This window comes from Bradyrhizobium sp. Arg816, from assembly GCF_029989365.1.
GTDB lineage: Bacteria > Pseudomonadota > Alphaproteobacteria > Rhizobiales > Xanthobacteraceae > Bradyrhizobium.
In genome coordinates this window covers 1-12,307 of record NZ_JAPRAQ010000045.1, presented here as the reverse complement: position 1 = coordinate 12,307, position 12,307 = coordinate 1, and the positions used below count along the sequence as shown (strand labels likewise).

At 56.6% G+C, this 12,307-nt stretch carries 9 protein-coding genes; 7 read left to right on the top strand and 2 right to left on the bottom strand.

Annotated features, from left to right (window positions below; translation table 11 throughout):
* The first annotated feature begins 453 nt into the window (after positions 1 to 453).
* Positions 454 to 1,239: an aspartate/glutamate racemase family protein gene (locus tag OWC48_RS44530; protein WP_306664755.1), complete on the top strand. Its 786-nt coding sequence runs from the start codon at positions 454 to 456 to the stop codon at positions 1,237 to 1,239.
* A gap of 208 nt (positions 1,240 to 1,447) precedes the next feature.
* On the opposite strand, the gene OWC48_RS44525 is transcribed toward OWC48_RS44530, so the two are convergent.
* The gene (locus tag OWC48_RS44525) at positions 1,448 to 1,738 is read right to left on the bottom strand and encodes a hypothetical protein (protein ID WP_282525710.1); all 291 of its coding nucleotides are present in this window, start codon (positions 1,736 to 1,738) and stop codon (positions 1,448 to 1,450) included.
* Positions 1,739 to 2,284: 546 nt separating this feature from the next.
* Between OWC48_RS44525 and OWC48_RS44520 the strand changes: the two genes are divergently transcribed.
* From OWC48_RS44520 to OWC48_RS44505, 4 genes are all read left to right on the top strand, one after another.
* Positions 2,285 to 2,992, top strand: coding sequence for a hypothetical protein (locus OWC48_RS44520; RefSeq protein ID WP_282525709.1), 708 nt, complete (start codon positions 2,285 to 2,287; stop codon positions 2,990 to 2,992).
* Positions 2,993 to 3,153: 161 nt separating this feature from the next.
* Positions 3,154 to 4,308, top strand: coding sequence for a Xaa-Pro peptidase family protein (locus OWC48_RS44515; protein ID WP_282525708.1), 1,155 nt, complete (start codon positions 3,154 to 3,156; stop codon positions 4,306 to 4,308).
* A 99-nt stretch (positions 4,309 to 4,407) separates the two neighbouring features.
* A complete protein-coding gene (locus OWC48_RS44510) occupies positions 4,408 to 5,517 on the top strand; it encodes a DUF2817 domain-containing protein (protein ID WP_282525707.1) in 1,110 nt (369 codons plus the stop codon).
* Between the two features lie 911 nt (positions 5,518 to 6,428).
* Entirely contained in the window at positions 6,429 to 7,082 is a 654-nt protein-coding gene (locus OWC48_RS44505) for an alpha/beta hydrolase (protein WP_282525706.1), read from the top strand.
* 158 nt (positions 7,083 to 7,240) lie between these two features.
* On the opposite strand, the gene OWC48_RS44500 is transcribed toward OWC48_RS44505, so the two are convergent.
* Entirely contained in the window at positions 7,241 to 7,723 is a 483-nt protein-coding gene (locus OWC48_RS44500) for a MarR family winged helix-turn-helix transcriptional regulator (RefSeq protein WP_282525705.1), read from the bottom strand.
* A gap of 505 nt (positions 7,724 to 8,228) precedes the next feature.
* Here OWC48_RS44500 and OWC48_RS44495 point away from each other — a divergent pair.
* Entirely contained in the window at positions 8,229 to 9,746 is a 1,518-nt protein-coding gene (locus OWC48_RS44495; RefSeq protein ID WP_282525704.1) for a porin, read from the top strand.
* 499 nt (positions 9,747 to 10,245) lie between these two features.
* Entirely contained in the window at positions 10,246 to 11,421 is a 1,176-nt protein-coding gene (locus OWC48_RS44490) for a Xaa-Pro peptidase family protein (RefSeq protein ID WP_282525703.1), read from the top strand.
* Positions 11,422 to 12,307: the final 886 nt, after the last annotated feature.

Below are 12,307 nucleotides of genomic sequence, written 5' to 3'. Positions count from 1 at the left end.
GCCGACCAGCGACTACAGGTGGGGTGCATGAGACGCATGCCGGTGAGCAGCCATTTCAAATATTGCGAAATGCGCTAAGAACCTCGCGCGGATCCTCTGAACTTTTGCATCGCAGGAGTGCCGAGGTATCGACTTGCTCGATACTGCACGACCGAGCTCTTGGTTGTCGGGACTTCGATCGTAATCTATAGCGCAGCTGCTTCTGGGCCGTTTTCGTTCATTTCGATTGAGGAGCATTTTTGGCGGGTAAATGCCGAAACGGCCAAGTCCAAACTCTCGAGAGATGGGCGCGTTCCGACGCTATTCTTCGCTCTCAATCTGATCTTTCATGTTTTTGGTCGCTGTCACTATGCTAAAATAGACGTCGTCCGCTTATTGCGGTGGGCTGTAGGGCCGGAAACAACGTTCGCGCATGAGCGAAGCGGTCAATGTCGAATCCTGATGTGATAGCGGATGATGAAGCCTGTTGCCTCCATAAGTGATCGTCGATTTGCATCGCTGAAGCCTGCGCAGCCATTCTACGGTGCGCCCGTTGGCATCTTGGTGTTTGAACGCCCTCAGGCCCCGTTCATCCGTCCATTCGTCCCAGGCAGTGTCGGTAATGCAAGCACGTGGAGCGTCCCGGTGCGCTACAAGGCGGTGCCGGGCCTCAAGTTCGACCAGCTGCTCGGGCCCAATGCTGAGGAGATGACTTCGGCGGTCATTCAGGCGGCGAGGAAGCTCACTCGCGACGGTGCGCAGCTGATTACGTCAAACTGCGGGTTCATGATTCGCTACCAAGAGGCGGTCCGCGCTGCCCTGGAGGTGCCTGTTCTCCTCTCGAGCCTTCTTCTGGCTCCGTTCCTCGAACGTATGCTTCCACGAGGGAAGGCGCTCGGTATCATCACGGCAAGTGCGCCTTCGCTGACTCAGCTCCTGCTGGAGGCAGCCGGTCTGTCTGCCAACTTCGACCGTGTCGTTGTTGCTGGACTTGAGCACGCGCCCTCGTTCGCCTCTGCTTGGATCACATGCAGCGATCACCTAGACGTGAGCGCCGTTGAGACCGAAACAGTCGAGGCTGCGGTTGCTTTGCTCGCCGATCGGCCAGACATTGGGATGCTGCTCCTCGAGTGCTCCGAGCTACCACCTTTCGCCGCGGCCGTTCAGCGAGCAACTGGCGTTCCGGTCTTCGACTTCACCTCGATGGTCGAGTTCTTTGTCAGTGGGTTGATACGTAAACCGTTCAACGGAATCTACTAATTGGTTCGCTGTGTGTTGCTTCGCTACGCCAGAGCCGCACTGCTTGCGGACGGCTACATACTGTAGGCGTGAAGGACAACGCTGGTCAAGGCTCGCAGAAAGAGCGTTCGCTTCTCCGTATTCCCTCGGGAACATTTTGATGAGGGGCCAAGCCGATCGCGCGCAACAGGTCGGCTGTCAGCTCATTGCGATCGACGGCGCTGCCTAACTACTGGACCGGCACGTGGATCGCCGCTCCTGTGAGAATCTTGTTTCTTGGGTGCGCGGCGGCCCGGCTCGATCCACTTATCCCGGCTTGACGATGTTCCGGTCGCGCCATTGGAATGTTTTTCAACGCTCTCTCCGACCGCTTGTACGAGACCACACGAAACGAATGCAGCGGCCAAGAGAGTTTCGTCGCGTCCCTAAAAGCAATCGCCGATTTGCGATCTCGAAAGAATCCAACGTCGACCCAATCGTCGAGCCAGAGCAGCGATCGGACTTTGAATTTGATGGACATGATCATCTCCACTCAATCGCCTCTTGCCGGTATCGTTTGCCGGAAAATGCAGTCGCCGATCGCGAGGGCGATGGAATGCCGCTGGATCTGGGCGTAGAATCCAAAGCTGTCGGATGCACCACGAGCTCTTCATACGGGCGACATCCGACATTGGGCGGCCCCGCACGTCCATTTATGGTAGATGCTCGCTGGATGTGCTTTTTTGAGTTCAATCCGCCGCAGTGCAGAAATCCAGCATCTCCATTGGTCCTATTTGTTGAACATGGGAAGTGAAATTCTATGCGGAGCAGCCCAATTGGGTGCGCTGATGAGTGCGCACAGAAGTCGTCAAGATAGCCAGCACCAAACAAGACAAGCCCGAAAAATCCTTGGGTTTGTTTGTTGCGTGGAATTCTTGAGATGAGCAAACCATGCACCTAACCCGAGGATCGGCGACAGTCGCTTTTGCCTGTGAGTTCGGTAAAACCTTAGCGGGACGCAGAATTTCAGCTGTACGATCAGAAAAAATGAGGAAAATCCGCTGACCAGGCCTGGTACGTTTTGCATATGACATTGCAAGCCCAACGCTCTCTTGGAGTCTTACACCTCGAACGAGGGCTGCCACCCGGTGCCCCAAGCTCGAAACCGCTGCCGGGGTCGTTGCTGAATCCGGCCAGTTTCAATTTCCCTGTCATCTCCGAAACCGTGGCAGGAGCTTGGGTGGAAAATGTCGTTCGCGGTGACCCTGCGCTGGAGCCGGCTTTCATCGCCGCGGCGCGGCGATTGGTCGAGCGAGGAGCCGTCGCAATAAGTTCGACCTGCGGCTTCTCGATCCGTCATCAACCAGCTGTGGCCGCCTCGGTTAATGTACCGGTGGTCATGTCCAGTCTACTCCTGTTGCCTGCGTTGCTACGCCAACTGCCGCCGAAAACGAAAGTCGCTGTGCTGACCTACGACTCGACGCACTTGGCTGAGGATCTGCTTGGACTTCCCGATCCTGGCGAGCGAGCGAGGATCGTGATTGGAGGTATTGAAGGCGGCAAGTTCTGGCATGACGAACTTAAGCGTCCGGCGCCGCCGATTGATATCGCCGCAATCGAGGCGGATGTCGGAGCTTGTATTGCTCGACTCCGCGCTGCGTATCCGGAGATCGCGAGTATCCTGTTCGAATGCGCGGCCTTCCCGTTGGTTGCGTCGGCGATCCGTCGTGTCGCGAAGTTGCCCGTCTATGACATCACGGATCTCTGCCGCTTGACACTGGCTTCCATCGCCTGAGGCGTTGTCACATGCGGCGCGCGCTGGCTGCGAGGACGGGCTCAGGCGGGCATTCCACGGCAATCGCCGCTCGCTCGTGAAGCTGTTGCGAGCCACGGGCCCGGTCACGCGCATTCACGTCGCGCAAGTAACAATCCGACCAGCATCAGGAGAAAGGCACCATGTCCGCATTCGATCAGCAGGAATATCGCGGACGTACAGCTCGGCTGCGCCAGCGAATGGCGGAGCTGGGCATGGATTCGCTTCTCGTCTTTAACGAGGCGAACATGAACTATCTCACCGGATACGATGGCTATTCGGATTACGTTCCTCAGCTCGCGCTCGTGTGCCAAGACGAGGAAGATCCGTGGCTGATTTTGCGCGAGATGGATGTTGCTTGTGCAACTGCAAGCTCTTACCTGCCACACTCACGCCTTCTCGGCTACCCAGAGCAGTTCATCGGTTCGCGTCAACGGACGCCTTGGCAGCCGATCGGAGATATAGTCCGCGAACGTACAAAATCGAGCCGCATTGGAGTCGAGCTGACAGCTAAGAACTATGGAGTCAAGGCCCAAGCGACATTGGCCAAGAGCCTGGACCTTTCGAAGAGTATCGATGCCGATGGCATGATCTCAAAGCTGAAGCTGCTAAAATCATCATCTGAGATCGCCTACATGGAGCAGGCGGGGAAAATCGTCGATCGGGCCATGCGGGTTGCCCAACTTGGCGTTACTCCTGGCGCGCGCGAGTGCGACGTTGCGGCGACCATCGTGCATGCTCTGTGCGCCGGCACGCCGGAATTCCCAGGCTCGCCCTCTCGCTTTCCGACGATGCCGACCGGTCGCCCGGCCACCGCGCCGCATATTAAGTGGTCGGACGCATCCTATGCGGTTGGCTCCCAGACCAATTTCGAGCTTGGTGCGTTCCGCCACCGCTATGCTTGCGCGTTGTCTCGAACCGTATTCTTGGGTGAGCCGTCTGCTCGGTCGCGGCACCTGCATCAGGCGGCGGTCGACGGTTGGCTGGCGGCATTTGAGACCATGCGGCCGGGAGCCACGTGCGGCGACGTTGAGCGAGCGTTCCGTCGCACTTTCAATCCTCGTGGCGTACGCAAAGAGTCTCGGATCGGCTACTCTATCGGGATTGATTGGCCTGACGGCGGCGCGAGCTTGCAGGACGACGACGAGACCGTGATCCAGCCCAACATGACCTTCCACATCATCATTGGCATTTGGGAAAAGGACGAAGGCTATGTTTTCAGCGAGACTGTGCGAGTAACTGACAACGGCGCCAAATCGTTGAGCAGCATGCCCCGCGACATGCTGGTTAATCTCTAATACCGACGCATGCTGATGACGTCAGCTCTCAGTGACTCCAAATAAGCTAACCATATAGCCAGCAAGTTAGTCGGCCAGCCGTGATTGATTGGGATACCTATGAACGACAGCATTCTGGATGCCGCGAAGCAGCATTTCTCGTCGACCTACTTCGAAGCTCGCCAAAAATTTCGCCACTACGTCAGCGAGAGCAAGGTTGGTGAGATGGCGGTCTATCCATCGCTGGCTCGCGGACCTGGTGGTGAAGAACTCACGACGGACGTTGCCTGGTTCGGCGACCGACATGCCACAAAAGTAGGGGTCATGGTGTCGGCCACCCACGGTGTCGAAGGATATTGTGGATCCGCGGCACAGTTGGGCTGGTTGGCTGGAGGAGGCTACGACAGCCTCAAATCCGACGAAGCAATTTTGCTAGTTCATGGCCTCAACCCCTATGGATTCGCATGGGATCGACGCGTCACTCAGGAAGGCTGCGATCTTAATCGAAACTTTGTCGATTTCGCTGCTCCTTTACCGCATAACGAAGCCTACGACCTGCTTGCAGACAGTCTGGTGCCACCCGAGCTGGACGGGCCGGTGTTTGCCGCTGCAGAGGCAACAATAGAGAAGTTCCGTACAGTTCACGGTGAGCTTGCTTTACGAAAGGCTCGCAATAGCGGGCAGTACCGTCATCCAACCGGAATCTTTTTCGGCGGGTTCGGCCCTACGATCGCACGCCGAACACTTGAGCGGATCGTGTCAGACTACGAAATTGCATCTCGTCGATGGGTGTTGATCATCGACTATCACACGGGCCTAGGACCGTATGGCTATGGCGAGCTACAATGCGAGCAGGCATCGGGTATTTCAGGGTATCAACGTGCACGTGACATCTTTGGCCCGTCGGTCACCTCACCGGACCTTGGGACCTCATCGGCCGTCGTGCTCACCGGCACCCAGGATGACTATTGGCAGCGGATCCTCGCCGATCGGCACGTCTATGTCTGTTTGGAGTTCGGTACTTATCCTACCGACGCCGTCAGAGCAGCATTGCGCGCTGACCATTGGCTTTATGCCTACCGCCCAGCTGAGATCGAAACTGATATCGGCCGCGGAATTCGACGGCGCGTGAAGGAAATCTATTATCCGGCGAGAGCTGATTGGAAGGAGATGGTGCTTTACCGCGGCAGTCAAGTTCACCGGCAAATGATTGAAGGATTGCGAAGGTAAAGCGTCACTGCATGACCGACTAACATCTGCTTGCAGCAAGGCGCATGCGAGTACGAGGCGATAAGGCCGCCAAACGTTGGGGGCTCGGCTGGTTGGTCGCGTGCGGGCTCAACATCCAAAACTCATGGGATTGACTTCGACGGCTCATTTGCCGGCTGCTGAAGCCGGTGAACCTCAATTATTGGCATCGGCTCTTTGAGCTGCTCTATATTTGCCGTTCCGCTATTCGGATGGATCAAGGTTGGACGGGACCTTTCCGGCAACCCCAGAGTCTGATTCTAGAGAACTCCGCGGTAACAAGCGATTCACTTTAAAGCGCCGAGCTTGAATTCTGCGTTTCTTCGCAGTGAAAGCAGAATTTCGGCCGTGAGGGGTTCCATATTGGACAATTTCCTCTCTTGGCATCAGTTAAATAACTTTCAGGCGGTGGAGACAAACGAAAAAGATGCAGCTCCGAGGAGTGCCAACCCCGTCGACCGGCGATCTGGGCGGAACTTGAGCGGATATGAGGACCGCACCAAGGGGCGAATCGGATGTTATACGCTGCTTGGCCTAATATACGGTGCGACCTTGCGTCCACACGGCGCGCCGCCGCCGCGTTGCTCGACGATGCAAGTGGGGTCTTGGACCGGCGGAAGTCGGTCGCGAGATGGGCAAATCTCGGAGAGGCTCACTGCCTTGTTGCCGATCTAAAGATCGAAGCGGGCGCTTTCGAGTGTGGATGCGAAGCGTGGCTTTGCGGGCTAACTGCCTTTGAAGTTGCCAGGAGGCTTGTTGATGACCGAGACCCACAAGGTTGTAGAGACATTTCGGCGAGAATTGCGGCGGACGTACGGAAGTTCGGACTTCTCCAGCAGAAGATAAACCGGAGAGCAATTCCGTGCGGGGATCAGGCCGTTGAAGCGTATTATGTGCCCGCTGACCGCGCTTTTGGTGTGCCGGCCGTCGTTTGCGTCAGCAGAGAAGATGAAACGGGAGACGCACTGCTCGCAAGGCTTTTGCCAGCAGTAAGAGGACGCGGCATCTCGATCCTCGTGCTCTCTTACGACGCCTTCTCGGGACCCTGGCGCGGCCAGTCGGAGGGCTTGTTTTCGTGCTGTATCGATTATTTGTCAGCTCAGGCCAATGTCGATGCCACTCGGATTGGTGTCTATGGCGAGGGCCTTTCGGCGGCACTGGCTACTGATCTGGCGGCATCAGACGACCGTGTCGCTGCTGCAGTTTGCGACGGCGGTCTCTGGAACTGGGCGCGAAGGACGGCCTCCATCGGGTGGATGACGGGAAGGTCGGATGTAACTGACGACGAGGCTAAGTCGATGTCGCGCTTGCGATCTATGCGGCAGTTAAAATGCCCAGCTCTTCTAGTAGCTGGAAGTCGCGGTATCGTTCATCCATCCGAGGCGATCAAATTACAAGCTGAATGTGCAGAGGCGGATATTCATCTCGACGTGGAAATACCGCCCGTCGCTCAGACTCCTCTCGGAGAAATCGAAAACTTCGTGAAGGTCGACGATTTCATCTTTGGCTGGTTGGAGCGTAAGCTCGCAAACGGATCAGCTACCTAGCCATAGTGACCTGTGCGGCAGGACGAAGCTCGTCCTCCGCGATATGGATCGCCGACTTCTCGGAGAGGTGAACATCGAGTCTGCAGCACGTCTGGTGACGGCCAAACGACATGTCGATCGCCCCAGAAGCTGTGCATTTTCCACGGGCTTGCTCTTCTCTACAATATGCCTATGCTCAACTTCTGGGCTGCCAATTGGCTATTTTTGGCGATCGCCTTTAGCCGTTTGTTTAAGTAGTCGAGAGCTTCCTCGTCGAGCCCCCCGAACATCGTCAAGTTGAGTGCCTGCCTCTTCATTGACAGCTTCGCGATTTCTGCTCGCGCTTTTTCAGTCAGCGAAATTTGTAGAAATCTTGCGTCGTCAGGCGACGTTACACGATCCAAGAACTCTATCGTTTCGAGCTTCTTCGTTTGGTTTGTAACGAAGGCGGGATGGATCCTTAGCTTATTGGCGACCGCAATTCCCGAGACCCCACGTCCTTCGTCGAGCTCGTCGATGGCCATCAGGATGAGCCACTGCGGTTCGGTTATTCCAAGCATTTGAGCCCAGCCCTTATGTATCTCTTCTAGCTGGGTGTGGATCTCGACAATGTTCCAGACAAACTGTCCTGCCGCCCTATTGAGTTGGCCATTTTCACTCATGCCGGTCTTTCCCACATCCGGCGCCATCACAAAGGCCCGGTGACTCCATTGAGCGAAGACGTAACCGCCCTGCCCCGCAGGAGATAGCTCAAAGAAAACATGGAAGCCATGTAAGAAATAAATTGATTAATGAAATTAATTTGGGGTATGGTTCCTTCAGATCGTTGAAGTCAACCAGCGGTCATTTGCTAAATCTCCAAGGAGAACCTCCGGGATGCCCCCCCGGAGGCTCTTTATTTTTGGTGCAATATTACCGAATCCTGGCGTTTGTACCAAGGTGAGCTGGCCAATGTTGCTTAAATGTGACATAGCTTCTTCATTCCGCCTTCCTCAATCAATTTCATTAATTAATTAATTGCAGCAATTGGTATTGTGGACTAATTGACGAGCGACAGCGAGGAGGCGCCTCGAAGTCGTTCCGTCAAGCACCGGCCCGTAGGGCGAGGCTAGTAGCGGCGGATCTTTGAAGTGGCGGAAACGGCGTTTCCAACTTGGAGGTTCATCAATGAAACTGACGAAGAGTCTCATGCTCGGTTCGGCGGCAATGTTCGCGAGCGCGGGTGCGCAGGCAGCCGATCTGCCGGTCAAGGCAAAGGCGGTCGAATATGTCAAGATTTGTTCGCTTTATGGCGCCGGCTTCTATTACATTCCGGGTACCGACACCTGCATCAAAATCGGGGGGTATGTTCGCGCTGAAACAACGCTTAATACGGCTGGTCACTATGACGTGGCCAGTACCGGCGCGCAGGGCGCTCGCAATCGCCTGAGTGACTACTACAGCGCGCGTTCGCGTCAAGACCTTACCTTCGATACGCGTACCGCGACCGAGTACGGCGTGGTCCGGACCTTCGCCGAGTTGGCGTTCACGTGGTCCAGCGGTAGCTATGCCGGCGCTGGTACAACCGCCGTGAATGGCTCGACTTCCTATACTACGTCCCTGACTTCTGCGATCGGTGCTGGCGGACTCGGTGTCTGGAACGCCTTCATCCAGTTCGCCGGATTCACAATCGGTAAGGCGCAGTCGCAGTTCTCGTCGCCTTGGGCCTCATATCCCGGCCAAAGCTTGGAAATCCCCGGCGGCGGCGGCTGGGAGCCTGTCAACCAGTTCACCTATACGGCTGACTTCGGTCAGGGCATAACGGCTTCCTTCTCGGCCCAGGATCAAGTCGCCAACTATACTACCAATATCTGGAATGTGAGCGGCGCGACAGCAGCAGGTCTGGCCACCGGCGCGTATGGTGCCAACGACATCGGCGGTACTCGAGCTCCTGATCTCGTCGCGATGCTTCGTGTTGACCAGGCATGGGGTCTCTTCCAGGCGTCGGTCGCAGCGCATGACAACCATGCTGCCTACTATGGCGCGTCCGAAGTTACCGGCTATGCGGGCGACAAGTGGGGCTGGGCCGGTCAACTGGCGTTGTCGATCAAGAACATCCCGACTGGGCCGGGTGACTCAATCAACGTCCAGGGCGTCTATACCAAGGGCGCAAGCGGCTACAACTTTGAGAGCTATCTGGCGAGAACATACGCTATGTATGGTGGCACCGGTCTTCCCGGGGCATACCAGAGCATTGGCTTCGCCGGTGTCTCTGACTCCGTGTTCGGGACTGGCTCCGGTCAGGAGTTGACCACGACCTACGGCATGAATGGCGCCTTTAACCACAACTGGGATCCGCGCTGGAGCACGTCGATCTACGGTGCGTGGGCAGCTGTACGCTACAACAATACGGCTAAGGGCTATGTCTGTGGCGCGGTCGTCGCGAACTTGGCGCTTTCCAGCGGCCTTGCCGGTTGTAACCCCGACTTCAACTATGCGGTTGTCGGTACGGCGACACGCTGGACTCCGGTCAAGAATCTGACCTTTACGGCCGAACTCGCCTACATGATGCTCGACCAGAAGTACGCGGGGGGCAGCACCGTGACCCTGCCGCTGCAGTCGGGTATCGCCAAACCTGCTACTGCATATGAGCTGAAGGATCAGAACACGCTCGCGCTGCTGCTACGGGCGCAGCGGAACTGGTAAGGAAGTTTCCCAACTAGCGGAAGGAGAAACTGAAGCGGCTCTAGCAAAGCCAAGTTGACCTCCAAGAAGGCCTCTGGCATGCCCGCCGGGGGCCTTTTATAGTGTGGTCATGTGCGAAATTGTTTCAAAGCGCCGTGCTGCATGGAGCACAACATTGCTGACCCGTAAATCCGGACCGTTGGTACGGCTCGAGGTCAGTTGCAAACTTGAAGCACGCCGCTGCCGCTCTAGACGGCTTCGACCTTTGCTCTGTCGGCAGAAAATTATCGAATTCGGCAGACACCGTGCAGGATTTGGGCGAACAGCGCGCAAATTCGGCAGCTTCCACTTTGGCAGCCTCGCTAAAAGGTTCGTCAGCACAAGGTTCGAATTAAAAGCAAATCAGTTCTAGTCTTCGCGCGGAGGGAGCTTTGGAAGCCAACGCAGCATTCGTGCCGTGAGCGGAAACCCACCTCTGATTTTGCCCTTCTCATCTGACCCAACCGAATCGAGTAAAACAATGACAATCAGCAGAGGACCGCAGGCATTCCCTAGAATAGAGTATCTGCGAAGGCTCGCCGCAGTGAAGTCAGAAATGGCGCGACGCGACATCGATGTGCTTTTCGTGTCCGATGCGAGCAACATCACCTATCTTACGGGCTATACCGCAGCGTCGGCGTATGTGCCGCAGGGACTTATTGTCACCATTCAAGAAGAAGAACCTTCGTTCATTTTGCGTCGAATGGATGCCCCTGCTGCCATCCATCAGACCTTCCTGGACCGCAATAAGATCATCAGCTATCCAGAAGGGCTTGTCGGCAACCCCGACAAGGATGGGTACGACGTCGTAATTGACTTCTTAAACGAGGCCGGCTTCGCGAAACGCAGCATTGGCCTCGAGATGAAGAACCTGCCAGCGCAATCTGCGGCGAAGTTCAAGAGTCGATTGCCGAGCACGAAAATCGTCGATTGCACAAACGCGGTAACCTGGCTCCGGCTCGTGAAGTCCGATCTCGAAATCGCGGTCATGCGAGAAGCGGCCGCCATTTCCGATGCCGCAATAATGCGCGCCGCCGAAGTGATCCGCCCTGGCGTGCGGGAAGCAGATGCGATTGCCGAAATCGCGGCGACCTTGGCCCGTGGCGTCAACGGTAAGGTTGGAACAAGAATCGTGAACATTAACTTGTGCTCTTCGCCGCGCACGGGTACGGCCCATATTAACTGGACCGAAGACGTCTTCCGTGAAGGCTCGCAGATCAACATTGAGCTTGGCGGCGTGCGCCATAGTTATTGTGCTGGAATCATGCGCACTTTCTCAATCGGAGCGCCCTCCGATCGTCTGCGTCGCCTACATGATGCAGAGGTAGCAGGGCTCGAGGCCGCGCTCGATGCGGCTCGACCGGGATCGACCTGCAGCGATGTCGCCAATGCGTTTTATCGTACCCTTCAGAAGCACGGTTTCCAAAAAGAGTCGCGTTGCGGATACGCGCACGGGATCGGTTGGATGGAGCCGACCGCAAGCCTCAGGGACGGCGATATGACTGAGTTGAAGCCGAACATGACTTTCCATCTAATGCTGGGCAACTGGGTTGATGAGGATTTCGGGTACGTGCTTAGCGAAACGATCCGTATCACGGAGAAGGGGGTGGCGGATGTCTTGACGAGTGCGCCACGGAAGCTTTTTGAGATAGGATAGTGGCTGCAATCCTGGCTCGATCTGGAAGCAAAGATCAATCCCACAAAAGCCGTGGGTTAGGTCTGTCCGTGTCGACCCTGACGACGATGCCCGCGCACACTCGCCGCGCAAGGGGCCGCCTTGGCAACAATCTGGATAATGCGTACTCCGTCGACGTTCGTCGGCCGCGATGCCGGGACTGCGACCGTCTACTATCTCTCGCCGAACGGACGATGTATCGAGAACTGCGCCTTCCTTATCCGCAAGCCTGCTTCTTTCAATCGCAGGACGACTGTTGACGGTACATCTTGCGCTCGACCGGTGCTCCACACGCAGTTTGCTCGGCACGCTGGACCTGCTGGACTGTTCATTCGATCATGGCGCCTGCCGTTCGCGCGTGGAATGCGCTGGAACTTGAACAGGAGATGGCCCTGCGCAAGGTGTGGTGTGTCGTACGCGAGACGAGTGGCTCACGCATCCACAGGTCAATGGCTGACGGCGCGTCCTCCGGTCGAGATCGAAAAAATTCCAGACAGCGAGCCCGCTCCGTTGCCTAGTGGTGAGCGTCCTATGGGCGGCCTGCGAGTGCTGCACTTTGCGCATGTACTGGCAGGTCCGGTGACCTCGGGCGTATTGGCCGAGCAAGGTGCGGATGTCTTCGCGCAAACTCGCGCCCGAAGAACTGAGTAAAGCGAGACCGGGCCTGATCTATGTCTCGATCAGCGCTTATGGATCCGGACCTACGAGGCTCAAGGCATAATGAGTGCGTCCAATCTGACTTGAGCCCCTGAACTTCCTCCAAAAATGGGTAGAATCCGTCCACCTTGAGGGAGACGGAGATGAAGCAGTCGAGGTTCACGGAAGAGCGGATCATTGCGGTGCTGCGGGAGCACGAGGCAGGATCGAA